Origin of the sequence: Synechococcales cyanobacterium T60_A2020_003, assembly GCA_015272205.1 — a bacterium.
Lineage (GTDB): Bacteria > Cyanobacteriota > Cyanobacteriia > RECH01 > RECH01 > JACYMB01.
This window is the reverse complement of the sequence record JACYMB010000040.1, coordinates 21,216-46,897: the sequence shown is the minus strand read 5'-3', so window position 1 is coordinate 46,897 and position 25,682 is coordinate 21,216. Positions and strand designations below refer to the sequence as shown.

Here is a 25,682-nt window from a genome sequence, read left to right as displayed (position 1 = left end):
GTAGCCCTTTGCGCGACTTGCTAAAATGCGTCCCTATGATTTAGTAGCGCTGCTTTCCATTGCTTCCAGGATTTCCTCTGGAGTCTTCCCAGCACGCTGAGATCCGGCAGGCAGATCATGGGGATCCATCACACCTTTCGGCAGATAGGCCAGTTCTCGCAGTGGAGTCACCATTGGATCTTGCGTGACCTTGTAGGGCAAGCGTCCTAGGGCAACGTTGTCGTAATTCAACTCGTGGCGATCGAAAGCAGCCAGTTCGTACTCTTCCGTCATAGAGAGGCAGTTGGTTGGGCAGTACTCCACACAGTTCCCACAAAAGATACAGACTCCGAAGTCGATGCTGTAGTGGTTCAGCTTCTTCTTCTTCGTTTCCTTGTTGAATTCCCAGTCTACGACGGGCAAGTTAATGGGGCACACGCGCACACAAACTTCGCAGGAGATACACTTATCAAACTCGAAGTGAATACGGCCACGATAGCGCTCTGACGGAATCAGCTTTTCGTAGGGGTAATGCACCGTGATGGGACGACGCTGCATGTGGTCGAAGGTGACGGAAAGTCCCTGACCAATGTACTTTGCAGCTTGGACAGCTTCTTTGGTGTAGTCGCTCACTTGCTTGAGGAACTTCAACATATTTTCGGTTCTCCTCAGAACATTAATGGGGAATCGAGAATCGGTTAATTGGCTTAATTTAGATCACTTAAACAGGTGGGGCGATCGCCCAGTTTGCTGAACTACGGTTCAACACGCATTCACCCTATCCACCAAAGGCAACGGGGAATGTGAGTTTCAACGCTGCAGTTACCAATAAGTTAACCAGAGATACAGGCAGCAAGAACTTCCATCCCAAGTTCAATAACTGGTCAATCCGAACCCGGGGTACAGTCCAGCGCAGCAGAATCGCCAGGAAGACCAGCAAATAAGCTTTGAGAATCGTCATCACAATACCAAGGGCTCCAGTGATGACCTGCAACCCAGGCGTTGCTTCACTTAGACCCAGACTATTGGAAATGAACTCCACCGGAATGGGAAACTCCCAGCCCCCCAAATACAGCACGGCAAACAAGAGGGACGATAAAACCAGGTTAACATAGGAACCCAAGTAGAACAGGGCAAACTTCATCCCCGCGTACTCCGTTTGGTAACCTGCCACAAGTTCTTCCTCAGCTTCGGGCAAGTCAAAGGGCAAACGCTCACATTCTGCCAACGCTGCAATCCAGAAAATAATGAAACCCACAGGCTGTCGCCAGATATTCCAGCCCAAAATTCCATATCCAGACTGCTGATCAACGATATCAACGGTGTTCAATGAATTAGACATGAGCACAATCGCCAAGACAGACAAAGCTAACGGAATTTCATAACTGATGGACTGAGCCGCAGCCCGTAAGCCTCCCAGAAGAGAGTACTTGTTATTAGACGCATAGCCCGACATCAGTAGACCAATAGGCGCGATGCTAGATAGGGCAATCCATAGAAAAATGCCAACATTCAGATCTGTGATCAGGATATTTTGTCCAAAAGGCACCACAATGTAGGACAAAAACACCGGAACCACCACAATTACAGGCCCCAAGGTAAACAACCATCGATCGGATTTCGCGGGTACGATGTCTTCCTTAACGAGGAGCTTCAGTCCATCAGCAACCGGAATGAGGAACCCTAGGGGACCAGCATACTCAGGACCGATTCGCTGCTGTGCTGCTGCTGAAATCTTTCGTTCAAGCCAGGTGGTCACCAATACACCAACCGTGGCTCCAATCAGCATCAGAAGTAAGGGGAAGGGAATCCAGATGAGCTTTGCGACTCCAGCGGGAAGCCCAAGCTGCATCAGCAATTCAATAAAGCTTTGTTGTAAGTCTATCCCTGAGTTCATAACCGTTTGACGAGGACTAGATAGGGCATGACATTCAACCTGCTGTGCAGGGCTGAACTGAAAGAAGAGGTGAAACCCGATGAGCCTGATTATCTAAAAACTACTGTTTTCAAATCCAATAGCTCTTTTCAAATCCAATAGCTCTAAGTGTTAAGAATTTTCACCTGTGCACTGTCTCAGTATATCGCTGCATGGATTGACAATTCTCGATCGCTAACGAAAGAAGTTCTGGGAGTTCCGATAAGATTCACTAAACATTGGCTCAATTTAGGGCCTTTAGTCCGTGCCATTTGACGTTAGGCGGGATTAGTATCACCTAGAGTCTATGCCAACCATCAGCGGAGGTTATCGGCGTCCAGGCATTGCGCATTCGATATCGAGGCTCATGCTCACTGGTGGATGCGTCAGATCTGGTGAACTGTTGTAATCTTGATGTAAATTTTCTAGGTTTCCTGATTTCGGCGTGTAGAATCGTCAGGGTGTACTACATCCACTACGACTTCTCTAGTTCAACCATTGCCCCGCTAACGTCTGGCTAAATCCTGTGCAAGTCCCGAATTTTCCTGAATGTAGCCATCCGCTGATCACGTCGCTGTTTCACTACAGTGATCAGGACTTACTGACGCTGTTTCAACGGCAACCGGAGTCTGGTCAGTACTTTACAGCCATTTTTTGTCGTTATAGTGCGTTGGTGTACAGTCTGATTCAGCATTCGGTGCGATCGCCCGTCCAGGCCGAATATCTCTTTGCGACCACGTGGCGACACATGTATCACGAGCTGGGTGGACTAGATTTGCGGGCCGTGGCTCAACAGGCCGTTTCTGATCCCAATGCCTCAACCCGCAAAATGACCCTTCAAAGCTGGATCATTAACATCACAGCATTGTGCATCAATCGCTCTGAGTTGCCTCCGGTTGAGTCAATCCATTATTCGCTGCAGCATGCATCGCCGCCGCTCTGGTGCTATGTGGAACAGGCATTGGAGCAGCTAGATCCGACTCAGCGGTTGGTGGTACTGATGTCCTACACCTTTCACTGGAGTGAGACTCGAATTGCCGCCTATCTTCAAGCGGAAGGGGAACAGTTATCAATCTCAGAAATTAAGCACCATCTTGCAGAGGGCTATCAACAGCTTCAGCAGCTTTTGCCGGATGATATTCGCGAAATTTACTTGGGCGATCGCCCCTTACGTCCATCGGAAGCCGAAGATCCCTTGGATCTTGAGCAGGATATGGACGCGTTATTTTCGCCACCTAGCTTTGAACAGCCTTGATTCTGGCTCATAATTTTAGAAAGCGGCTCGGTTTCGGCGATACTCGTGCGTAAATAAGTTACAGAGTTGTTATCACGCTTGGAACGACTGTGAAGTACTTTTTCTTGACCGAAGACTGGACGATAGGACGGGTCTGGGGAACCAATGGTTTATGGGATGATGCTGCGTGGCGGCGGAGTCCTGAAATCTATCGGATGAACATCTGCATCACCGAAAATAGCGAGCGCCTTTGGCTGCATCGGGTGGAAGATGTGGTGCTGATGCTAGAGGTCAGACCCGATCCGGTTGCCGCCGCAAACCGACAAACCTCTATTGGTCAGGTGATGTTGAAGCGTTTGATTTCCGCAGAACAGGTGCTTGAGCTTCTAGCACAAACAGGGGTGGTTAATCCAGAGGCGATCGCTCCATCCGTTGACGGTACTGGCTCTAGCTAAAATGCTGGAATCGCTTTTTCTCGGAAAGGTAGATATCCGGATTGACCTGGGCGCGATCGCGCACGATGATCTCCCGCTCTGCTGTGATGTGCCCAATGGGAAAAAGATCAGGCTGCTCCGCACAAAGAGCGATCGCCACGGATTCCGGTACACAAAGCACCAACTCAAAATCTTCCCCACCGTAAAGCGTCCAGTCTAGGGCTTGTTCCGTGGATAGCCAATCCGAAAAACAATCGGGCATCGGGAGGCGATCGCGATCGAGGATGGCTCCCACTTGGCTAGCCTGACAGATCTGTAAGACGGCATCCGCCAATCCGTCACTACTATCCATGCCTGCTACTCGAAAGTCTGCGCCAGTTTGGGCGATCGCCCGGTGCAGATCGGGAATCACATCCAGACGCGGACGGGGTCGTTGGTGAGCCTGAACTAACGTCTGAACCTCTGAAGCGATAAGATCGCCCTGACGTTCGGGATTCATTAATAGCTCCAGTCCTGCCCGCGATGCACCATGAACACCCGTCGCCACAATCACATCGCCAGGTTGGGCGTGCGATCGCCGGATGGCATAGACTGGCTCCACCTGACCCAAGGCGCTAATCGCTACGGTCAGCGTGGGTGAGCGGCAGACATCCCCTCCTACAATGGGTGTGCCGTAGAGGGTCAGGCAATTGAACATTCCGATGTAAAATCCCTCGACCACGTCTACGGGCAAATCACCCGGCAATCCTAGGCCAACGGTGATTCCCAGGGGCGACGCACCCATCGCGGCTAAATCGGATAAATTAGCAGCAGCAGCTCGCCATCCTGCATCTGCCGGGGAGGTGGTGTAAAGATTGGGGGTTGCATGACCAATACTGAAGTGAACGCCATCAACCAGGAGATCGGTAGTCACCACCAACGACTGCGAAGGGGCGATCGCCAGCAGGGCAGCATCGTCCCCCACGATCGAAGCGGGGCAGTATTGAAACAGGAGTTGGAGTAGCCCATGCTCACCCAACTCCCGAACAAGCACCATAGGATTCTGAAGTTCTAGGGGGCTAGGATGGCTGCACGAGATTCTCTGCGCCTTTGATCACCTTGGCCGACAGAATGCGATCGCCCTCGTGAATCTTCCCTAAGGTATCTTTACCGCTCGTGACGTAGCCAAAGATAGAGTAGCGTCCGTCCAGTAGATTCAGCCCTGCGGGGGTCAACTCTGGTTCAAACAGGAAGAAGAAGAACTGGGAAGATCCGCCATTCGGATCATCACCCGGACGTGCCATCCCCAACGCACCGTAGGCTGAGAAGGGCAGCACTGGCTTATCTAGATAACGTCCCGCATCCTCTAAGGTAATGCCGTAAGTCGGTACAGAATCCCCCTCAACCATCACTTCTAAGGGAATCGCCCGGTATTCTCCCGTCTTCGGGTCAACAAATCCATCCTCTGGCCCCGGTGGGTCGCCGACCTGCGCCACGTAGAAATCTTCAGTGCGGATAAACGGCAAGCCATCGTAGAACTTACGCTGAACGAGATCGACAAAGTTGCCCGCCGTAACTGGCGCATTATAGCCATCCACAACCATTTCCATTGACCCTTGGGTCGTTTCCATAGCAATGGTTGCCCGACCCTTAAGCTGGGGCAGATTGCTATACTCCTCAGGCACCTCAAAGGGGAAGCCTTGCACCATGTCTTCTTCTAGAAGCCCAATCAGATCCAGTAATTCACCACGCCCAAGCCAAATGGTTTCTTTATCCTGAGCGTCAATAGCTTCACGCATGGTCAAAATTTTCGCTTTCATCTGATCGATGAGAGCATTGGCATCGTCAACTTTGCTGGGTACAACGCTGGGTAACAGCAACGTTTCTGCTCGGTCTAGAATTCGTTCGGCTTGTAGTAAATTTGTATTCACAACACTGAGGCGACGTCGGGCACGCAAGGCTTCAGAAATTTGCTCAATCGTACCTTGCAAATCGCGAACGGATTTGTTGTCGATGGGTAGAGCATATCGGAGCAAGGCTTTACCATCTGTAATGGCATTTCCAGGGGGAAGGCCGCTGATCAGAACATCCGCAGGAGCAGGACTCATCCACCCTAACCAACTCACCACAAAGGCACTCGCGATTGCCAGGAGGGATAAAAGACTGAAGCGGTTTCGGCGTTGCGCAGTATCAATCATTAGTAAAGAAAAATTTCAACAAATAATCTGCAAACCCATGTTTAATCTTGCCACAGGCTGGACACCCCGGTTGATTAAGCTGGTGTGAAAACTCGTGCTGCGAGTTCCCCGGTTGAGGGTAAAATAAATTGCCGATTGTTATCCCTCAACAGCAAGATTCATGATTTCCAGTAATGACTTTCGTCCCGGTGTCAGCATCGAGTTAGATGGCTCTGTTTGGAAGGTGGTGGAGTTTCTTCATGTAAAGCCTGGTAAAGGATCAGCCTTTGTCCGAACGAAGCTGAAAAATGCTCAAACCGGAAGCGTGGTCGAGCGCACGTTCCGGGCGGGTGAAACGGTTCCTCAGGCTGTCATTGAAAAGAGCGTGATGCAGCACACCTACAAAGATGGCGAAGACTATGTCTTCATGGACATGGAAACCTACGAGGAAGGACGGTTGAACGCAAACCAGATTGGAAGCGGCGTTAAGTACCTGAAAGAGGGGATGGAAGTGAACATCGTCCGCTGGAACGATCAGGTCATTGAGGTGGAATTGCCGAACTCCGTTACGCTGGAAGTGACTGAGACGGATCCGGGCGTGAAGGGTGACACCGCAACGGGTGGGACAAAGCCCGCCATTGTAGAAACAGGTGCGCAGGTCATGGTGCCTTTGTTCATTTCCATTGGCGAAAAAATTCGGATTGATACTCGCTCCGATAGCTATCTCGGACGAGAGTAAGACTGGGCGATCGCGGGTTGGAGGTGCGGCTGTGTACATCCAACCCGCTAGTGATATGACCATGATTTAACGGGCTTGTCAGCTGTGAAATTTGATTTTGAAGAACTTCGCGAACTGCTTACGGTTTTAAATCAGACAGATGTTGCGGAACTCACGCTCAAAAGTGATGACTTTGAGTTGACCCTACGCAAGGGAACCTGGGTTGCGGAGTCAACACCAGCTCAGCTACCGATCAGCAAACCTGGGAGTGCTGCGGCACCGCCTTCTTATCCTGCCATGCCCAGCGCTGCACCGAGTGACGCGATCGCCCCAACCAGTCCTCCTCCCGCCGCAAGTTCTGGCTCGACAGCTCCGTCATCAGCTCCACCATCGTCGGAAACGAAGTACTTAGAGATTCACTCACCGATGGTGGGCACTTTTTACCGCGCCCCGGCCCCGGATGAACCTGCGTACGTGAATGTGGGCGATCGCATCCAGATAGGGCAGACAGTTTGCATTATTGAAGCGATGAAGTTGATGAACGAACTTGAAGCGGAAGTCTCAGGTGAAATTATCGAGATTTTGGTTCAAAACGCTGAGCCTGTAGAATACGGTCAGGTGCTGATGCGGGTGAAACCCAACTAGCTAGAAAGAGGCTCTGTCCGTGTGGATGACTCGAAAGCCTGAAGCCATAACGGTAATAAACAGCAGCAAGTCTTGACTGTTGGGGTAATGCGAATACTGGCTTTGAGGTTTGGGTGTGTAACTCAAACCTCGACTTTGTTTTGGGTATTGAATCATACAAAGTAGCCCCACTCGACTTGTTATAACAAGTGTAGTCAAGGTCGCTTGACTCAAGAAATCGCCTGAGACTTTAAAATTCAGCTAAAAAGCATTCAGGAGTTGAATTCCCATGCTAGGGGATGTCATTCATTCAGCAGATCAACCAACCAGCCAAACCCAGACGCCCAATCCGCACCACCTCTTTTCCAACGCCACACTTAATCAGCTCAACGAGCGCTCTAACGTAAAAGGGCTCATGCATCTCGCAGGGCATCTCTTTGTCATGGGTGTGAGTGGCTATCTATGGGCGACTCAGCGAGAGACCTTGTGGATTGCGTTGCCAGCCCTAGTTGTCTACGGCTTCAGCTTTGCCTCTATGTTTGCCCCCATGCATGAGTGCAGCCACCGCACCGCCTTTCGTAATCAGAAGCTGAACGAAATAGTAGGCTGGTGTGCCGGATTGCTCTCGTTCTACAACAGCGCTTTTTTTCGTCGCTATCACAAGTGGCACCATCGCTATACCCAGATTCCCGGCAAAGATCCCGAACGGGATGATCCCCTTCCCCAAACGATGGGCGACTATCTATTCCAACTCAGCGGCATTCCCTGGTGGATCGGCAAAATCAAAACCCACTTCAAGGTCGCGACAGGCCAACTTCAGGCGTTCTATTTCATTTCCGAAAGTGCCTATGCGGAAGTGATTCGCTCTACCCGCCTCCAGTTACTGACCTATGCTGGGGCGATCGCCCTGTCCACCGCTTTCGGTCATCCAGAATTCGTTTTTCTCTACTGGCTCTTACCCCTAGCCATTGGTCAGCCTATTCTGCGCTTTGTGCTGCTGGCCGAACATACAGGCTGTACCCAGGATGAGAATCCGCTTACCAATACCCGCACCACCCATACGCTCTTTCCGCTCCGGTTCCTGATGTGGAATATGCCCTACCATGCGGAACACCACCTCTATCCGTCGATTCCGTTCCATGCGTTGGCGATCGCCCATCAGTCCCTTGCCCCTCATCTCGTCCACATCGGACAGGGCTATACTCAGGTGAATCAGGCGATTGTTAGTGCATTTGGATCAGAGACGGAATGAGAGAACCACAACCCTTTGTGCTGCGAGATTTTGCGCTTCAGTGTGGAGTTGTTTTTCCGGAAGCACGTCTGGTGTATCAGACCTATGGGGAATTGAAGGGCGATCGCTCCAATGTGATCCTCTATCCCACCTCCTACGGAGCGCAGCATCCCGATATTGAATGGCTGATTGGGGAGAACCGAATTCTCGACCCCACCCAGTGGTTCATCATTATTCCCAATATGTTTGGCAACGGTCTATCCAGTTCGCCGAGTAACTGCGATGCCTACTGTTTGGCGCAGTCGGGGGTCTACGTCACCCATTTCGATAACGTCCGCGCCCAAGAGCACCTGCTGCGCGAAGTCTTTGGAATTGAGGAACTAGCGCTTGTCTACGGCTGGTCGATGGGGGCACAGCAGGCGTATCACTGGGGCGCACTCTATCCCGATCGGGTACACCGGATTGCGGCGCTGTGCGGAACCGCCAAAACCACCGACCACAACCGGATCTTTCTGAAAAGTCTGCGAGCCGCGCTCACTGCCGATCCAGCCTGGACGGGCGATCGCTTTGAGGGCGTTCCCGATCGGGGCTTCCATGCCTTTGCGCTAATCTATGCCAGTTGGGCGGCATCCCAAGCCTACTACCGCGAAGAACTCTATCGTCCCCTTGGCTTTTCCTCGCTGGAGGATTACCTATTGCGGGGATGGGAGGTTAACTATCGCAAACGCGACCCCCACAATCTTCTGGCCATGATTGACATCTGGCTCCGGTGCGATGTCAGCAACAATCCCACCTATCAGGGCGACTACCTGCGGGCGATGTCCTCTATCCAAGCCAAAACCCTGGTGATGCCTGCCGCCACCGATCTCTACTTCACCCCCGACGATTGCCAAGCCGAAGCGAGGCTGATTCCCCATGCTGAATATCGGGTTATTCCCTCAATCTGGGGACATCGGGCTGGGAATCCTTATCAAAATCCCGAAGACGAAACCTTTATCCGACAAGCAGTTCAAGATTTGCTGGTTGGCTAGATTCCATGGCGGACTAGCACTGAAGGGATGTCCAAAGCAGTGTCCTACGCCACCAAAGGGGACACCCCAAATGTGTAAGGTAGCGATGCTTACTTGCGATCGCCATTACTGTTTTCGTTCTCCCATTACCTATGACCACCCTTTCTGACATTGCCCGCGAACAAGGCATCCGTTATTTTCTAATCTCCTTCACCGATCTGTTTGGGGTACAGCGCTCTAAGCTAGTTCCTGCCGAAAGCATTGACACTATGGCAGCCAACGGTGCGGGATTTGCCGGATTTGCCGCCTGGTTAGACATGACTCCTGCCGATCCAGACATTCTCGCTATCCCTGATCCAGAATGCCTCTGTCAACTGCCCTGGCAACCCGATGTCGCCTGGATGCCTGCCGATCTCTACAGCATTGATGGTCAACCCTTAGAGCAAACGCCGCGACTGGTACTGAAACGGGCGATCGCTCAGGCCGCAGAGTTAGGCTATCGGGTCAAAACCGGAGTCGAGTGCGAGTATTTTCTGATCTCTCCCGATGGTTCTACAATTTCGGACGGGCGCGATCGCCAGAGTAAGCCCTGCTACGACCAGCAAGCGTTGATGCGTCGCTATGACGTGATCCGCGAGATCTGCGATGTGATGCTGACCCTAGGGTGGGGAGCCTACCAAAACGACCACGAAGACGCCAACGGTCAGTTTGAAATGAACTGGATGTATGACGATGCCCTAGTGACTGCCGATCGCCATGCGTTCTTTAAGTACATGGTGAAGGCGATCGCCGAAAAGCACGGTCTCCGCGCCACCTTTATGCCTAAACCCTTCGCCCACCTCACCGGAAACGGTTGCCACACCCACATCTCCGTATGGGACACCGACGGCCAAACGAATCTCTTTCATGATCCGAATGGTGAGTTAGGGCTATCCTCCCTGGCCTATCACTTCATCGGTGGTGTGCTGCATTCTGCCGAAGCCCTCTGCGCCATTACCAATCCCACCATCAACTCCTACAAGCGCATCAACGCCCCCGTCACCTACTCTGGGGCAACCTGGTCGCCCAGCAGCGTCAGCTACAGCGGCAACAACCGTACCCACGCCATTCGCATTCCCGACCCAGGCCGATTTGAGTTTCGGCTACCCGATAGTGCGGTGAATCCCTACCTATTGCCTGCGGCATTAATTGCGGCTGGACTCGACGGAATTACCCAAAAACGCGATCCTGGCCCCCGGTACGACACGAATAGCTATGTAGACGGAGTGCCGGACACGGTTCGCAAGCTTCCCCCCAATCTTTTGGATGCGTTGCGATGCTTAGAGGCAAATGACATTCTACCTAATGCGCTCGGATACTCTTTCACCAACGCCTATTTGAAGTTGAAACACCAGGTTTGGAATGAATACAGTGCCCATATTTCCTCTTGGGAAGTGGAAAATACGCTGGACTGTTGAGGATATTGCTCTGCGCGATCGCCCGACGGTTCCAAACTAGGATCCTTGAAGTGTGCCGATCCCTCCATTGGGGTTCGGTTCGCCCCATTCAGGATTGGTGAACCCAGTTGTTACTGTAGGGATAAGTCAGAAACAACGTAGTTTTCCACTCGAACGAGGTTCCCAACGTGAATACCCCATCGAAACAAAATTTAGGTTTTCTTGGTCGAGAGGGTGAATCCGCGAACTCTCTTTGGCAGTACGTACAGTCCATGAGTCCAGAGGCGATCGCCCATCTCTCCAAGCCCGAATCTTCTGAAGTAGCTCAGGTGATGGAGCACAACATTATCGGGATGTTGGGAAGCCTGCCTCCTGAAGGTTTTGGAGTGACGATCACAACCAGCCGCGAACAGCTTGGTCGGTTGATCGCGTCGGCGATGATGAATGGGTACTTCCTCCGCAACGTCGAACAGCGGATGCAGTTTGAGAAGACGTTTCAGATGTTTGATTCTGCAGGCGCTGAAGGCACAGACGCAGAGTAAGGAAGTGCGGTACGTGTAACGGTTTTGAGTTTTGTCATGATTCAGCAGACCCGATGGTTCCAGTAAAGGAGTCATCGGGTTTTACTATGGAAAGCGGTGAATTACGGATGGCTCAAGCGTGACAGAGCGTTTTCCTCGATGGACCGAGACGAATTTGGATCAACTGCGGCGATCGCTCCTTGATTGGTATAGCCGTGAGGGGCGCACTCTACCCTGGCGAGAAACCCGTAATCCCTACGCTATCTGGGTTTCGGAAATTATGCTGCAACAAACCCAGGTCAAAACGGTTTTACCCTATTACGAGCGCTGGTTGGCGACTTTTCCGACCATAAATGCCTTAGCCGCCGCCGATCAGCAAAGCGTCCTCAAAGCCTGGGAAGGTTTGGGCTATTATGCACGGGCGCGAAACCTGCACAAAGCCGCACAAATCATTGTTTCAGAGCATAACGGACAGTTTCCAACCGATCTTGATGCTATCTTAGCGCTACCGGGCATTGGACGCACGACCGCAGGCGGCATTCTCAGTTCGGCCTTCAATCAGGCCCTCTCGATCCTGGATGGCAATGTCAAACGGGTTTTGGCGCGACTCATTGCCCTCGATCGCCCACCCAACAAAGCGCTATCTCTGCTCTGGCAGCATTCCGATCAGCTTCTCGATCCACAGCATCCCCGCGATTTTAATCAAGCCTTGATGGATTTGGGCGCAACGGTGTGTTTGCCGAAAACTCCGGTGTGCGATCGCTGTCCCTGGCGATCGCCCTGTCAGGCGTATAATTTGAACGTTCAACAGGAGATTCCTATGGCTGAAACCCGTGCCCCCGTGCCTCACAAGATCATTGGCGTTGCTGTGATTTGGAATGATCAAGGCCAGATTTTGATCGATCGCCGCAAGCAGGACGGTTTGCTGGGCGGCCTCTGGGAGTTTCCGGGGGGCAAGGTGGAACCGGATGAAACGATTGAAACCTGCATTGCGCGGGAAATTCAGGAAGAGTTGGGGATTGAGATCGAGGTGGGCGATCGCCTGATCGTGGTAGATCATGCTTACAGCCATTTTCGAGTGACGCTAAATGTCCATCACTGTCGGCATTTCAGCGGCGACCCGCAACCGATCGAATGCGACGAAGTGCGCTGGGTTGAGCCCTCAGATTTGCGGGAGTATGCCTTTCCCAAGGCCAATGTCCAAATCATTGATGCAATTTTGGCGGAGAGATCACAAATCGCGGCAGACTCAGGCAAACCTATGAAAGGAGGTTAGCCTGGATTATTCATTAAAGTTTGCAACAAAGATAAGTAAGAAAGAGAGCTTGAAACGGAATAGAATCAGGCTCTCTAGTATTTTTAAGCGTCCTTATTTTGACCTGACAGAGTGTCACTCAAAGCTGTTGTACAACTTTTGTTCACGTCGCCCCCTAGTGGTGCAATTTTCGGCGTTGCTGAACGGACGTATGATTTTTGTGCACAAGCGTTTTTCAACCCTCTCCCTAGACCTCTCCCAACGGGCTATCCCTTACGCAAAGATCGGCTAAACACTTGCTGAGCCTAGGTTTTAGCGGCAAGTTGCGCTCCTTCCATTAAATCATGGAGTTTCGTGAGCCCCCGCCAAATCGCTGTTAATACCGCACCCCCTTGGCGTCAACCTTGAGAAAATTATGCGCTTACATTCTCAATGTGACACTCTAAAGGGCGGAATGTGGGGTGTAGCACTGTAAAGGTCACAAAGGGAGAGTGATGGAGTATGGAGGTTGGTTGATGTTCTCCCTCAATTCTCATGGGGCGATCGTCCCTTCAGTTATCAAAGGTTTACAGGATTGATTCACAGCGTTTCGATACGTATCAATTCGTGAATCTCTGCTATCGTTGTCGGGAGTTCTGCGTCAGAGTGTGTGTAGTGTTCATGTAGGCAAGGCATTGAGAGTGTTTATGTCTCCTAGAGGATGACTCCTGCGGGGGATGGCACCTAAAACTAACCGACCTATCGTTGAACTAATCCTAACCCCACGCTGGGCGACTTCCATGGCAGACCTTATAATCTTATGCCTAATAATCTTATGCCTATTGGCGATTGGCATTCCTCTGAGTTCACTAGCAGTGTATAACCGTATTGTTCTCGGTCATTAAATGAAAATCACTCACTTAAACTGCACCCGTGGATCGAGAAGCGCATAGGACAGATCCACCACCAGATTGATCAGCACAAAGGCGATCGCCACAAAGATAATTCCGCCCTGGACAACCGGATAATCTCGCGCCAGAATGCCGTCATAGATCCACGTTCCGATCCCCGGCCATGCAAAAATCGTTTCCGTTAAAATCGCTCCCCCTAGCAACGTTCCAAACTCCAGCCCAATCACCGTGACCACCGGGAGCATCGCATTTTTAAGCGCATGTTTACCAATCACCCAAAACTCCCGCAATCCCTTCGCCCGTGCAGTGCGGATGTAGTCCTGAGAGAGAACGTCCAACATCGCACTGCGGGTAATTCGCGCCAGGATCGCAAGTGGAATAGTGCTGAGGGCAAGGGCGGGTAAGGTCAGATGCGCCAAGATGTCTTTGAGTGCCTGCATATTACCTTGCAGCAGAGCATCTAGCACAAAGAACCCTGTGATGGGCTGAAACTGCATCCCGCCTTCAATGCTGATGCGTCCACTGGGGGGCAACCATTGGAGATTGACCGCAAAGAGATAGACCAGCAACAGCCCTAGCCAATACACGGGCATGGATACGCCGAGCAGCGATCCCGTCATCAGGACGTTGTCTAAAATACTGTTTTTGCGAACCGCCGCCAGCACTCCCAAGGGAATGCCAAGGGCGATCGCCAGCAGCATGGCCGCTAAGGACAGTTCAAACGTCGCAGGCCAACGAATTTTGATTTCTTCAATAATCGGGAATCCGGTAAAGATACTGCGTCCCAAATCCAGACGGAGCAAGTTACCTAAAAACGTTACATACTGCAAGGGCAGCGGTTCGTTGAGTCCCATACGTTCGCGTAGGGTTTCGACCTGGTCTGCCGAGGCGCGATCGCCCAGCATGATGGTGGCCGGATCACCGGGGATCAAATGCAAAAATAGGAACACGAGCATGGTGATCCCAAGGAGAACTGGAATTAAGTTCAGGAGGCGTTTCAGAATATATCGAGTCATGGATGTAAACTTGCACTGCCCCCCCTTGTGAGGGTCAAGGTTTGAGGCTGTTGGACTGGCAAATCTTGTTTAGTAGTTTAGTAGATATCGTCCCTACCATTTGTATCGTCATTAGCTCAACTGAATAGCCAATCGGTCTGAGATGAGGGTAGGGCACGCAAAATGGCATCGAAGGCAGAAATGCCCTGACGCTTGGCCGTACCAATCAGAGAGTGCATCTGAGCAAACAACTCAGCCCCCTAATTCTCGGTGCAATCCAAAGCCCGAAAACCCGGCTTCATAAGCGCTATAAACCTCAGCCTCTGGAAAAAATTGACGCAGTTGCTGTCCTAACTTCTCAGGCGATGCTGCGGTTGTCCATCGTTTTACCTCCAGTTGGTTCACCCTTGCCACTATCGAATAAGTTCGTTTGTGAACATCAATGCCGACATCCACCGACTCGCCAGTACATGATCTTGCTTGTGCGATGGGTTTCATACAAGTCTTCCTCGCTTGACTGGCCATTGCTTGCTTTCACCCAAAGCTGGTCAATTTTCCCTAAAGCGTCGCAGGGGAAATTCTCAATGTTGTCGATATCTAACCAGCCTTCTTCCTCCCGATTCGCAATTTTCAGCATGAGATCCAAGGTTGCTTGATCGGCCTCTTGCCATTGCCCTGCCTGCAAAAGTTCCTCTAGCTGATCATAATCCGCTTGAAACGACTGAGGTGAACCTGTTTCTGTAGACGTTGCGGATGAGGGAGCATTATCTGAACTCAATATTGGATCATGCGTTTCCTTCTTGAAAAACTGACTAATGCCAAAAGCTGTGAGCAAGCCAAGACCGGCAAACCCTCCCCATGCCACTCCTCTCAGAAACTCTTGCCTCGATAGGGTAGAGCCATTAGGAGTGGAGGACACGGTTGATGGCTGCGGTGCAGGTTGGGGACGTGGTTGAGGCGAAGAATAGACAGGTTGAGGCAGGGGCTTTGGCTGCGGTGGCGTCAGTAAACCAGCCCAGGCTTGCATCGAAGCAGGTCGATCGTCGGCCTCTAAGGCCATTCCCTGCCAAATCGCTCGATCTAGCCAGTTGGGAATCTCGCTACACAATTGCTTGGGGGGTTCAAGCTTATCGCCAAACATTTTACGGTTCATCGAGGCTTGCGGTTTTGGGCCAGTCACCGCGTAGTACAGGGTCGCCGCTAGAGCATAAACATCCAGCGTCGGCTGAGGGCCAGCCTCTTGATTTCCCTGTTCATAGTTCATAGGGGGCAAAACCCTCATTGACCGTTGTAGTCACCGTAAACCTCCCCGGTTGCAACAGTTTTGCCGAACCAAAGTCAATCAAAATAGGTTGGCCATCTGGACGCAGAATAATGTTACCGGGATGAACATCGCAATGAATTAAGCCTTTCTGGTGCAGCGTATGGAACGCATCTGCCAGCTCTCGAAAACAGGATACAGCCTGCGTTGGAGACATCCTGCCCTTGTTACGGATTGCTCATTGAGCGGTTCTCCTTCCACTACTCAAAGCCTCAAAGTCACCTACTCGTAATGCCCCCACTTCAAAAGCGTTGTCACCACATAGAGAATCACCGTAGATCCCAAGACAGAAGGAATGATCGGCACCCCTTGAAAGTCCCAATGCAGGAATGGCAGATCTAAACCAAAGCGTTGCCGAAATAGCTCGGCAGCCCAACTGCCCAGCCATACACCACCTAGACCAATCAAAATTAATCCAGCCAACTTTCCAGGAATGCGTCGTGGCAGCAAAACCGTTGCCAGTCCTGCGCAGACGAGGGCGATCGCCAGTTGAACGAGGAGAGTGCTAATATCCATACCAAAAACGATCCAGATACACGTAGAGAGTAGCAACACGACTATAAAGTGACCCAGGCGGAGCTGAAAAGTCTCCGTCACTATCTGCGGACAACAAGTATTAACTCATTGCCCATGCCAAGACTCTCGATGCTCTGTTACGATCGCCCCAATTCCTGCGATCGCATAGCCGCAGCCCTCACCGCTTCTATCAATGCAGAGCGAAACCCCTGTCGTTCCAGGTGGGAAACTCCGGCAATCGTTGTTCCCCCTGGACTCGTCACTCGATCCTTGAGTTCTGCGGGATGGAGGTTTGACGCTTTCAATAACTCCGCCGTTCCCAGTACGGTTTGTAACGCAAGCTGTTGGGCGATCGCCCGTGGCAGACCCGCCGCGACTCCTCCATCCGCCAAGGCTTCTACCATTAGCGCCACGTAGGCAGGTCCCGATCCAGAAAGTCCTGTGACGGCGTCCATCAGTCGTTCTGGCACTTCCACCACCTCTCCGACTGCGCCAAACACCTGCATCGCGAGATCCAGGTGAGTCGGTTGGGTGTGAGTTCCGCCAGCGATCGCTGTCATGCCGGCTCCCACGGTTGCTGGCGTATTGGGCATCGCACGAATAACGGGATAATTGGGAAATGCGCTTTCCAACCGCGCCAAGGGAACGCCAGCCAAAATCGAAAGCACAAGCTGCTGAGGGTTTTGACGAACAAGTGCCTGAATAACTACGTCAAAGAGCTGAGGCTTGATGGCCAGCAACAAAACATCGGCTGCATCTACAACGGATTGGTTCTGTTCGGACACATGAACCTGATACTGACTTGCCAGCGTTTCACGACGATCTGCCGACGGATCGCTAACAAAGACATCCGTCGGTGCATATGTACCCTTAAAAAGGAGACGGGATAACAGGGCTTCGCCCATTACCCCGCCGCCAATGATTCCAAGTTTCGTTGCCAATTGAGCGTTTGTCTCCTAAAAAGACTTTTTTACTAGCGTCTAAAGCAGCGAACGAATAACGAACTCCGTTATCGTTTTTGGAACGAGTTAGAACGCGATCGCAAAGCAACAATAGGTTTAAATAGACTCTGCTATTGCGCCATACGAACTTGCTGCTCGGCAACCCAAGAGGGGGCAGGAGCCGTAGCCGGACGCATCGTCCGAACTGCGGGTTGAGGCATAGCGGGATCCATCACGCCACCTACTTGAGTGCTGACCTGAACACAGTTCGGTGTGAAGAGGAAAATACTCTCGCCGATCCGCTCTTGATGACCGTCGATGGCATAGGTACCACCAGCAACAAAATCGACAGCCCGTTGGGCCTGATCAGGATCCATAATCGTCAGGTTCAAAACAACGGATTTACGCTCACGCAATGCACGGATGGCTTGGGGCATCTCCTCGAAGCTGCGAGGCTCCATCACCATCACTTCGGACATTCCGCCAGCCGCACCGGGCATACCAATCACATTGCTCATCGCAGCACCTGCTCCTATTTCAGTAGACATCATTGTGGATCGCTCACGAATACGACGACGACGAGGCTCATCATCAAGGACAGGAGCCACCTGCTCTTCTTGATAGATGTTTTGGTAGTCCTCACCATCTACCTCGTCATACTCATACTCGTATTCAACGGGGTCGTTCAGCCCTACAAAATCCCGAAGTTTGGTGAATATATTGCTCACTGTTCACGCTCCATTACGCTTAATACGACAGACAATCATAGAAAATGGATGCACCATCTTCTAGACAATGGCTGGTGAGAACGAAGAGGACTTGCACACACAATGAAACTCATCTAGGGCAGACACACTAAAAACTCCACGCAGCCTCACATTTGAGACTTGTCCCTAAGACTCAAACATGCACCCTGATGTAATGCCCTATTTGAGTTTAGATGATTTGACCTCACAGTATACATCAATTCCATAAATTCAATATTCAATTTAGGTTGCACAAAAATTTCCAAAAGATTTCCAAAAGTTTGGAATGGAAACGTTGTACTAAAGATTGACTTAAGGTTCATTTAAGATTGAACCGTTTTTGTTACAGCCTATGAACTTAAAACGTAAAGCAATGTTGCTAGCCATCAATTAAATGATTAGTGAATTCAGTAATTCCTAACGAACAACATTTAAATTAGTTCACAGAAGTCAGTCATGCTCTAGTGCAAACACTCTCATCTAAATAAAGGGTTAAACTTCAATCCTGCTGCACTTATAATGTGCTTTGAACTGATATAGCGTTCACACCTATAGTTGGGAAACTTCCCTGGCTCACTTTTCTCCATAACGGCGAATTGGGCGAGGGTTTTCCCCATAACACTAGACCAATCGCTGCTCTCGCTGAGAGTCGTCGATTCAGTCTGAGATACACCTAAATGGTTTCCAGGGAAACTACGCTAAGTGTAGTGCCTTACTCATTTATTGTCCACTACGTTTAGTTAGTTTTCAATTTAGTGGCATAGGCACTCACACAGCCGACACACAATAATCCCCAAAGAGCCATTGTCTTGTCAAGGATCAAGCGCACTCTATGGAGAAGTAGCCGTGTTCTGCACCAAGGCCGTTGCGCCTCAGATTAAGAGTTAGGCTGTGCGATCGCCAAATAAGGTGCGCCCTAACCGAATCATCGTGGCTCCTGCGGCGATCGCCAGCGAGTAGTCATCCGACATGCCCATCGAGAGTTCCTGCATTTGTAATCGTTTCCAGGACTGTTGGCGAATTCGCTCCGCAAGGGCATGGGTGTCTTGAAATCCACGGCGCATGGTGGCCTCCTCTAACCCATAGGGCAGGATCGTCATCAGTCCCCGCACTCTGATATGTTTCAATGCATCCAACTTTGGCAAGTCAGCCATCAGTTCATCGACCGACCAACCATACTTATTTGGATCAGGCAAGACTTTCACTTGAAGGCAGAGATAGGGAGCATCATCAGCGCGATCGCAATACCTATCAAGATATTCTGCTAGTTTCAAGCTATCGACGGAATGAATCCACTGAAAATGCTGAACCGCTTTCGCCACTTTGTTCGTTTGTAAATGTCCAATAAAATGCCACGTTATATCCTGAAGGTCAGAAAGGTCGTTTTGTTTGGCGATCGCTTCTTGAATACGACTTTCGGCAAAGTCGCGAACACCCGCATCGTAGGCTGCGCGAATGGCAGCGCTAGAGACTTGTTTGCTGACTGCGATGAGCCGGACAGAGACTGGGATTGTTTGACGAATGTGATGGATTCGATCGGCAATAGACGTTGTTGGCCAGGAAGAATTCATGAGACTGTTAATCGGTTCAGCAACAGAATTGAAGCAGAGGTCACCTCAATCTATCTTCATTATCTATGAGGCTCGTCCCAGAATTCGATGGAACCCGTTACTCCAAGCCTTAATGAAATGCCTGTCGGTGGACATCTTGAAGTTTTCCATACTCCTAAGCCCCTTCTCGACGCAGGGTTCACATCCGACTTTCCACAAGGATGCGCGCATCAGAACGGCTAACGGGATCAAATTGCAGCCCGTCGCTTGTGGTGGTCACCACAAAGAACAGTCGCTGGGCGTATAGGGTCGTAAACAGTTCACGACTTTCCTCAAGCAGGCAAACTCGGTAGAGAAGCCCAAAGGTGGGATGGTTAAGGTAAGTTTCAGTGGCCATGTAGGTAACCGTTGAACAAATCAAGGCTGAGAGGAAAAGGATTCCCTAGGTGCTCTAAAGAATACTAAAGAAGCGATGTTGGGATAACAGGGGGATGTTCGTGATGGATTCTGAGGATGATGCTTCTGATCCAAGATGTCCACAACCTGAGAAATAATCGACTATCGGCGGATGCATAGCTTGCTCACGACTGGAGATGAGGGTGAACAATGAGAAGGGCAGAGGCGATCGCATAATCCTGATCATGGCTGATAGACAGTTTCCACTGGGGGACTCCTCGTTCTTGGAGACGTGTGGCTGCTGTTCCGTACAGCACAATCCGAGGGACGCCGTTTTGCTGCCGATCAATTTCGACATCGGTATAGTTCAACCCAGTCCATCCTGTCCCTAGGGCTTTCACGACGGCTTCCTTCGCGGCCCAGCGGCCTGCCAAGTAGGCGATCGCCGGATCTTTAGGAGAAGCAGACTGTTGCGCTATTTTGTAGCCCTGTTGTTCAGTAGAGGTATACACCCGTGCCAAGAAGTGAGTACCAAAACGTTCCACAGCCCTCCGAATACGGGGAATATACACAATGTCCGTTCCAATTGAAATGTCCAAGATGTTCTGTGAATTTAGGGTTAGAGACTCAATGTGTTGCCAAGCGTGTTGTTGCTCTCTGATGAACTGGCGATCGCCACAGTCTAGATGTCATAGTTCTTTGACGACAAATCTTACCGTGTTCGCTCCCCGAAAACGCGCTTTTTTGAAAAATCTAAGTTTAACGGCACTGTATCAGCAAAATCCCATCCCATCCAATCGCGAAGCTTCAACTCCTTGGGCATAGAATTCAACGAAGGAGTAAGGCTTATACCCTAGGAGATAATGACGATGCTTTCGATTCAGCGTGATGCAATGCCGCAAGCTGGGCTTGAGCCTTATGCAAAGACTCCTGCCACTCCTGAGCCGGATCGCTATCCGCCACGATGCCAGCCCCCACTTGACCATATAAAGTCATTCCTGCCCGGTGGGGAACAGCCAACAGCGTCCGAATGAAGATATTCAGATCTAGATTTCCCCGACGGTCTAAATAGCCGCATGAACCGTAGAACAGGCTCCGGCGCACGGGTTCTAGTTCTTCAATAATTTCCATGCAGCGCACCTTGGGGCATCCCGTAATCGTGCCACCGGGGAACAGAGCGCGCATGAGATCGATGGCATCATAGTCCGGATGCAGCGTCCCTTTGACGTTACTCACCAAATGCATCACATGGCTGTAGCGCTCAATGGTTAGCAATTCATCCACCTCGACCGATCCCCACTCGCAGACTCGCCCTAAGTCATTGCGCTCTAAGTCTACCAGCATGATGTGTTCAGCGTTTTCTTTGCGGTTGTCTAACAGCTCTGCAGCAAGCTGTTCATCCTGCTCTGGCGTGATCCCCCGCGATCGCGTTCCGGCAATGGGGCGGGTTTCGGCTTGGCGATCGCGCAACTGCACCAACCGTTCCGGCGAACAGCTCATCACCGATCCCCACGGGGTTTGCCAATAGCTCGCAAAGGGAGAGGGATTAATGGTTTGCAAGGCGCGATAGACGTCCCAAGAGGAGACTTGAGTTTGCGTGCTAAATCGCAGCGAGAGGTTCGCTTGAAAGATATCCCCAGCTCGGATGTACTGCTTGGCTTTGATGACCGCCGTTTCGTAGTCCTGTTGAGTTGCGGCAAGTTGGGGAGTGAGGGGCGATCGCCTGCCGTGTTCAGCAATGAAAGGGCGATCGCTCCGTGGAGACTGTTCCAACTGCTGTTCCAGCTTGTCACTTTGCGCTGGACTGCTAGCGGCCAACCACAGCACTTGATTGTGATGATCCAGTACCGTAAACCACTCCGGCTCGTACCAGAACGCCACCGGAAACGGGAGTTGGTCAGCCCGGGCGTAGGGCAACACTTCAATATCCCAAGCGGCATCGTACCCTAACCAACCCAGGTATCCTCCCGTAAAAGGCAAATGCTGCACGCATTCAGGAACGGTGGATTCCTGCTGCCGATGGTGGAGAATCTTAAGCGTCGAAAATATTTGCCCCATCGAGGGTGTCCAAATCTGCGATCGCCCTTGATACGCCCGTGGAGATCCTGCACAGATGGAATATTGACGCAACGACCGCGGCGACACCACGGAACTCGGCGGCTCGTTGGGACTTTCTAGCAGTACTGCAATCTCGGACGAGTTCGATACTAGAGCGGCAAAGATATCCGAGCCGGAGCGCTGCTGAAGCGGGAGCGATCGCCACACCCACGGCTGCACGGGGGTCATGCCAATCCTCCCCATACCACCCGGCAGCCAATGAAGGCCGCGAGTAGCAGCAGCACACCGTAATCCAACGCTTTGAGGCGAAAGATATGCCAGCGCACCCGATGGCGATCGGCTCCTAAAAAGCCACGCACCTGCATCGCACTGGCAATTTGCGTCGCCCGCAATAGCAGATTTTCCAATAGCCGTTCCGCCAACGTAAGCCAGACTTGAATACTGCCGCGAATGCCTAGCTTTTTCCAATTAATCGCCCGAGTCCGCACGGCCCGAATCAAGTTTTGCACCTCTTCCAGCACTAGGGGAATGAAGCGCAGAGATAGGGTGAGCGTCAAAGCAATTTCCGTGACCGGAACCCGGAAACGGTTGAGGGGTTGCATTAGATTTTCGATCGCGGCGGTCACTTCTTCGGGGGCAGTGGTGAGCAAATACAGATTGGTGCTGTACAGCAAGGTGAAGGTCAATGTTCCCACCCGAATTGCCAGTTCGAGCGATCGCTGCGTGATGTGAAAAATACCCTGATCAAGCAATACATAGCGGTAGGCGGTCGGCTGGGGTAAGTCAGGGGCTGTTGGCGCTGCGGGTTCGATGGCATCCTCCGAGGTAGACGGGGGGGGAGGTTCTAAAATGGCGAATTCATTGGCAGGCAGGCGGGGTTGATGGGTGACATCAATGCCATCCGGTGCGAACAAGGTTGCACCAAACAGGAGAATGCTAAATAGCAGCACCAGGCCCATCTGCTTACGCCACACGCGAAACGGAATCTGGGTTACGAACGTGAGCAGCAGCAGGATTCCGACAATCGCCAATCGCCAGTCAATATTCGCCGCGATCGGAGTCAGCAAAAAGGCCAGTAGCCACCCCAACTTCACGCGGGGATCAATGCGGTGCAGCCAGGTCACCGGATTTTCCAGATACAGCCCAATCGGGAGCGATCGCAGTAAATCCATACCGTCTAAACGCGCGTTGCTCGGTTTGCACTACCGCGTTCAAGTTCCCGCATTTTCTTACCGCGCCACGAAATCCGAATCGGGGTTCCCGTAAAGCCTAGACTCTCGCGGAACTGACGCTCAATATAGCGGCGATAGTTGTCGTTGAACAGCTTGGGATCATTCACAAAGAGAGTAAACGTGGGGGGACGGGATGTCACTTGAGTGCCGTAGTAGATGCGACCCTGGCGACCTTGGCGCGTGGTCGGCGGTGTATGCCAACTGAGGGCATCTTGCAGGACTTCGTTCACCACCGAGGTGGATACCCGTCGCTTGTGCTGTTCCGCCGCCCGATCCACAACGTCCAAAATGTTGCGCACCCGCTGGCCGTTCAAGGCACTGACGAAGATCATCTCGGCCCACTCTAGAAAATACAGCTTCTCTTTAACCTGCTTTTCGTACTCATAGATCGAGTAGGAATCTTTGTCCTCAACGGCATCCCACTTGTTGACCACAATCACGCAGGCACGGCCTTCTTCTTCAATGCGGCCCGCTAGTTTCTGATCTTGCTCCGTAACGCCATCCAACACATCAATCACGAGTAGGACGACATCCGCCCGCCGAATCGCTTTGAAGGAACGGTTGATGCCAAAAAACTCCGGGCCATAGTCCACGTTTTTCTTGCGGCGAATTCCGGCAGTGTCAATCAGGCGATAGCGCGTGTCGTTGCGTTCCACCACCATATCAATCGCATCACGTGTTGTGCCCGAAATCGGACTGACGATCGCCCGCTGTTCCCCCACAAAGGCATTGAGCAAACTGGACTTACCGACATTCGGACGACCCACGATCGCCACTCGCGTTTCTTCGAGTTCCTCTTCCTCTTCTGTGACTGGAAGGTAGGTAATCAGGTGATCGAGCAATTCGCCCGTACCGTTGCCGTGAATGCTGGAAATCGGGAACGGTTCACCCAGCCCCAGAACCCAAAACTCTGCGGCCTGCGCCAGTCCTTGGGCGGTGGATTCACACTTGTTGACCGCCAGAAGCGTGGGGATAGGCTGTTGCCGCAACCATTCTGCGATCGCCTCATCTCCTGCGGTTAGCCCTGCTTGTCCATCTACCACAAAAATTGCGGCCTTAGCCTCTGCCAGTGCGGCCATCGCCTGTTCACGAATGAGCGGTAAAAACTCGGTATCATCGTCAAACACCATGCCGCCTGTGTCTACGATCTGAAACTCTCGATCTTGCCAAAACGAGGTTTTATAGGTGCGATCGCGCGTTACGCCTGGTTCGTCATGGACAATAGCTTCCATGCTTCCAGCTAGGCGATTGACCAGGGTAGATTTGCCCACGTTTGGGCGACCAATAATGGCAACAATGGGCAGTGGCATGGCGTTAGAACAGAATGCAAAACTTCATTGTAACGCCCGGATGTGATCCATCTCAGGCGAGTAAGAGCATGGCGTTAGGACAGAATGCAAAACTTCATTGTAACGTCAGTTCGGGATAGGCTGATGCTGATTTTTCTGGGTGCTTTACGCCCACCATCGCTGACGTAGACATTTTTACCGAGCAATAGTGTGGATCGCGTCTTGGGCCTCTGACCGTAGCCGAGCCGCAATCCGAAAGAGTTCCTGGCCTGTATGCAGATAGTTTTCAGCATAACTAACGGTGAAGCGCTCTAGTTCGTCGATGCCATCGATCAGTTGACTCAGAGCATAGTACAAGTTGGCAGCGGCTCCGGCGACATTCGCCGGGTTTGGCATCGATTGAAAAATGCGCTGTGCTTCGGTGAGGCGATCGCGACATTCATCCAAGTAGGTCTGAAACTGTTCCATCAGTTCATCATCAAAGGGATCCGCCGCTAACCGATTGATCTGGGTTTTGAGGGGGCTGAGCACCTGTCCCAGTTTGCGATTCACGGGTTGATAGACATAACGAATCCAGAGTTGAATCGCATCATCGGTCGCCTGCCCGCTAGAACGACGACGGTGCGTGCATTGCGCTTCAGCTTCACGAGTCGTGCGATCGCTCCTATGGGCAACATAGTTCCCAAGCTCACAATCGTAGTATTGACGACGCTTCGGATCTCCTAACACTTCATAGGCCGCGTTAATGCTGGTAATCCGCTCATGGTTAGCGGTCGGGCGATTACTGTCGGGATGAAAGAGCTTGGCCAAGCGACGATAGGCTTGCTTAATTTCCGCCTGGGTCGCCGTAGGTGGTACCTCTAGCGTTTGGTAGTGATTTGGGAAAGAATGATTCTGTGCCATAGGGACATTGTAGGCATGTTTTTGAATGCTGGAATACCGATAGCGCCTGTCCTCAACGTCATGAAATCGATTTGTCTGTTTATCCAAAACCTCACTAATCCAGAGTTTGCGCTCACAGGATTAAAGGTTGCCTGTGTCGTTGGAACCCTACTATTTGCCCTCAACCACGGCCATGCCTTGCTCAGCGGAACCATGACTCGCGATCGCTGGATTTCGGCACTGCTTACCTACTGCGTCCCTTACATTGTCAACGTTCATGGACAATACACGAGCGCTCTCAAAGCTCAAAACAGTTCGTCAGAGTTGCCTGGCCCTGTCTCTCGCTAGATCAC

The 25,682-nt window shown here is 51.6% G+C and carries 28 protein-coding genes; 10 read left to right on the top strand and 18 right to left on the bottom strand.

Annotated features, from left to right (window positions below; translation table 11 throughout):
- Positions 1–33 precede the first annotated feature (33 nt).
- Both ndhI and nuoH read right to left on the bottom strand, forming a co-directional pair.
- Complete coding sequence (gene ndhI / locus IGR76_02555; protein ID MBF2077415.1) at positions 34–630, bottom strand: NAD(P)H-quinone oxidoreductase subunit I; 597 nt, start codon at positions 628–630, stop codon at positions 34–36.
- Between the two features lie 127 nt (positions 631–757).
- The gene (nuoH, locus tag IGR76_02550) at positions 758–1,876 is read right to left on the bottom strand and encodes an NADH-quinone oxidoreductase subunit NuoH (GenBank protein MBF2077414.1); all 1,119 of its coding nucleotides are present in this window, start codon (positions 1,874–1,876) and stop codon (positions 758–760) included.
- Between the two features lie 544 nt (positions 1,877–2,420).
- Between nuoH and IGR76_02545 the strand changes: the two genes are divergently transcribed.
- Positions 2,421–3,149, top strand: coding sequence for a sigma-70 family RNA polymerase sigma factor (locus IGR76_02545; protein ID MBF2077413.1), 729 nt, complete (start codon positions 2,421–2,423; stop codon positions 3,147–3,149).
- Positions 3,150–3,238: 89 nt separating this feature from the next.
- Positions 3,239–3,583 (top strand): hypothetical protein, encoded by a 345-nt coding sequence (locus IGR76_02540; protein MBF2077412.1) that lies wholly within the window; start codon positions 3,239–3,241, stop codon positions 3,581–3,583.
- Here IGR76_02540 and IGR76_02535 read toward each other — a convergent pair.
- Both IGR76_02535 and IGR76_02530 read right to left on the bottom strand, forming a co-directional pair.
- Complete coding sequence (locus tag IGR76_02535) at positions 3,576–4,598, bottom strand: thiamine-phosphate kinase (GenBank protein ID MBF2077411.1); 1,023 nt, start codon at positions 4,596–4,598, stop codon at positions 3,576–3,578. The two genes, IGR76_02540 and IGR76_02535, sit on opposite strands and share 8 nt — an antisense overlap.
- A 22-nt stretch (positions 4,599–4,620) precedes the next feature.
- Positions 4,621–5,739: a peptidylprolyl isomerase gene (locus IGR76_02530; GenBank protein MBF2077410.1), complete on the bottom strand. Its 1,119-nt coding sequence runs from the start codon at positions 5,737–5,739 to the stop codon at positions 4,621–4,623.
- Between the two features lie 160 nt (positions 5,740–5,899).
- On the opposite strand from IGR76_02530, the gene efp reads away from it, so the two are divergent.
- From efp to mutY, 7 genes are all read left to right on the top strand, one after another.
- Complete coding sequence (efp, locus tag IGR76_02525) at positions 5,900–6,457, top strand: elongation factor P (GenBank protein MBF2077409.1); 558 nt, start codon at positions 5,900–5,902, stop codon at positions 6,455–6,457.
- Between the two features lie 84 nt (positions 6,458–6,541).
- A complete protein-coding gene (gene accB, locus IGR76_02520) occupies positions 6,542–7,081 on the top strand; it encodes an acetyl-CoA carboxylase biotin carboxyl carrier protein (protein MBF2077408.1) in 540 nt (179 codons plus the stop codon).
- Between the two features lie 268 nt (positions 7,082–7,349).
- Positions 7,350–8,312 (top strand): fatty acid desaturase family protein, encoded by a 963-nt coding sequence (locus IGR76_02515; protein ID MBF2077407.1) that lies wholly within the window; start codon positions 7,350–7,352, stop codon positions 8,310–8,312.
- On the top strand, positions 8,309–9,322 hold the full coding sequence (locus IGR76_02510; GenBank protein ID MBF2077406.1) for an alpha/beta fold hydrolase: 1,014 nt from the start codon (positions 8,309–8,311) through the stop codon (positions 9,320–9,322). The genes IGR76_02515 and IGR76_02510 overlap by 4 nt, the downstream gene beginning before the upstream one ends.
- Before the next feature lie 131 nt (positions 9,323–9,453).
- Entirely contained in the window at positions 9,454–10,758 is a 1,305-nt protein-coding gene (gene glnT / locus IGR76_02505) for a type III glutamate--ammonia ligase (GenBank protein MBF2077405.1), read from the top strand.
- Positions 10,759–10,925: 167 nt separating this feature from the next.
- Positions 10,926–11,279: a DUF760 domain-containing protein gene (locus IGR76_02500; GenBank protein MBF2077404.1), complete on the top strand. Its 354-nt coding sequence runs from the start codon at positions 10,926–10,928 to the stop codon at positions 11,277–11,279.
- A gap of 154 nt (positions 11,280–11,433) precedes the next feature.
- Positions 11,434–12,534, top strand: coding sequence for an A/G-specific adenine glycosylase (gene mutY / locus IGR76_02495; protein ID MBF2077403.1), 1,101 nt, complete (start codon positions 11,434–11,436; stop codon positions 12,532–12,534).
- A gap of 874 nt (positions 12,535–13,408) precedes the next feature.
- Here mutY and IGR76_02490 read toward each other — a convergent pair.
- The 14 genes from IGR76_02490 to IGR76_02425 form a co-directional block, all read right to left on the bottom strand.
- On the bottom strand, positions 13,409–14,419 hold the full coding sequence (locus tag IGR76_02490; GenBank protein ID MBF2077402.1) for an ABC transporter permease: 1,011 nt from the start codon (positions 14,417–14,419) through the stop codon (positions 13,409–13,411).
- A gap of 231 nt (positions 14,420–14,650) precedes the next feature.
- Positions 14,651–14,803 carry a hypothetical protein gene (locus tag IGR76_02485; GenBank protein MBF2077401.1) on the bottom strand — a complete coding sequence of 51 codons (153 nt, stop codon included), beginning with the start codon at positions 14,801–14,803 and terminating at the stop codon, positions 14,651–14,653.
- A gap of 34 nt (positions 14,804–14,837) precedes the next feature.
- Positions 14,838–15,680 carry a GUN4 domain-containing protein gene (locus IGR76_02480; protein ID MBF2077400.1) on the bottom strand — a complete coding sequence of 281 codons (843 nt, stop codon included), beginning with the start codon at positions 15,678–15,680 and terminating at the stop codon, positions 14,838–14,840.
- Positions 15,652–15,876: a protein kinase family protein gene (locus tag IGR76_02475; protein ID MBF2077399.1), complete on the bottom strand. Its 225-nt coding sequence runs from the start codon at positions 15,874–15,876 to the stop codon at positions 15,652–15,654. Before IGR76_02475 ends, IGR76_02480 begins: the two co-directional genes overlap by 29 nt.
- A gap of 65 nt (positions 15,877–15,941) precedes the next feature.
- Complete coding sequence (locus IGR76_02470) at positions 15,942–16,235, bottom strand: hypothetical protein (GenBank protein MBF2077398.1); 294 nt, start codon at positions 16,233–16,235, stop codon at positions 15,942–15,944.
- Between the two features lie 137 nt (positions 16,236–16,372).
- Positions 16,373–17,176: a pyrroline-5-carboxylate reductase gene (proC, locus tag IGR76_02465; protein MBF2077397.1), complete on the bottom strand. Its 804-nt coding sequence runs from the start codon at positions 17,174–17,176 to the stop codon at positions 16,373–16,375.
- Between the two features lie 131 nt (positions 17,177–17,307).
- Complete coding sequence (locus tag IGR76_02460) at positions 17,308–17,904, bottom strand: cell division protein SepF (protein MBF2077396.1); 597 nt, start codon at positions 17,902–17,904, stop codon at positions 17,308–17,310.
- A 902-nt stretch (positions 17,905–18,806) separates the two neighbouring features.
- The gene (locus IGR76_02455) at positions 18,807–19,493 is read right to left on the bottom strand and encodes a YggS family pyridoxal phosphate-dependent enzyme (GenBank protein MBF2077395.1); all 687 of its coding nucleotides are present in this window, start codon (positions 19,491–19,493) and stop codon (positions 18,807–18,809) included.
- A gap of 178 nt (positions 19,494–19,671) precedes the next feature.
- A complete protein-coding gene (locus IGR76_02450; protein ID MBF2077394.1) occupies positions 19,672–19,869 on the bottom strand; it encodes a PipX family protein in 198 nt (65 codons plus the stop codon).
- A gap of 184 nt (positions 19,870–20,053) precedes the next feature.
- A complete protein-coding gene (gene acpS, locus IGR76_02445; GenBank protein MBF2077393.1) occupies positions 20,054–20,467 on the bottom strand; it encodes a holo-ACP synthase in 414 nt (137 codons plus the stop codon).
- Positions 20,468–20,714: 247 nt separating this feature from the next.
- Complete coding sequence (locus IGR76_02440) at positions 20,715–22,154, bottom strand: anthranilate synthase component I (protein MBF2077392.1); 1,440 nt, start codon at positions 22,152–22,154, stop codon at positions 20,715–20,717.
- Entirely contained in the window at positions 22,151–23,098 is a 948-nt protein-coding gene (locus tag IGR76_02435) for a hypothetical protein (protein ID MBF2077391.1), read from the bottom strand. The genes IGR76_02440 and IGR76_02435 overlap by 4 nt, the downstream gene beginning before the upstream one ends.
- Positions 23,099–23,103: 5 nt before the next feature.
- Positions 23,104–24,468: a ribosome biogenesis GTPase Der gene (gene der / locus IGR76_02430; GenBank protein ID MBF2077390.1), complete on the bottom strand. Its 1,365-nt coding sequence runs from the start codon at positions 24,466–24,468 to the stop codon at positions 23,104–23,106.
- A 174-nt stretch (positions 24,469–24,642) separates the two neighbouring features.
- Positions 24,643–25,350: a J domain-containing protein gene (locus IGR76_02425; GenBank protein ID MBF2077389.1), complete on the bottom strand. Its 708-nt coding sequence runs from the start codon at positions 25,348–25,350 to the stop codon at positions 24,643–24,645.
- Between the two features lie 60 nt (positions 25,351–25,410).
- On the opposite strand from IGR76_02425, the gene nrtS reads away from it, so the two are divergent.
- Positions 25,411–25,677, top strand: coding sequence for a nitrate/nitrite transporter NrtS (gene nrtS, locus IGR76_02420; GenBank protein ID MBF2077388.1), 267 nt, complete (start codon positions 25,411–25,413; stop codon positions 25,675–25,677).
- Positions 25,678–25,682 lie beyond the last annotated feature (5 nt).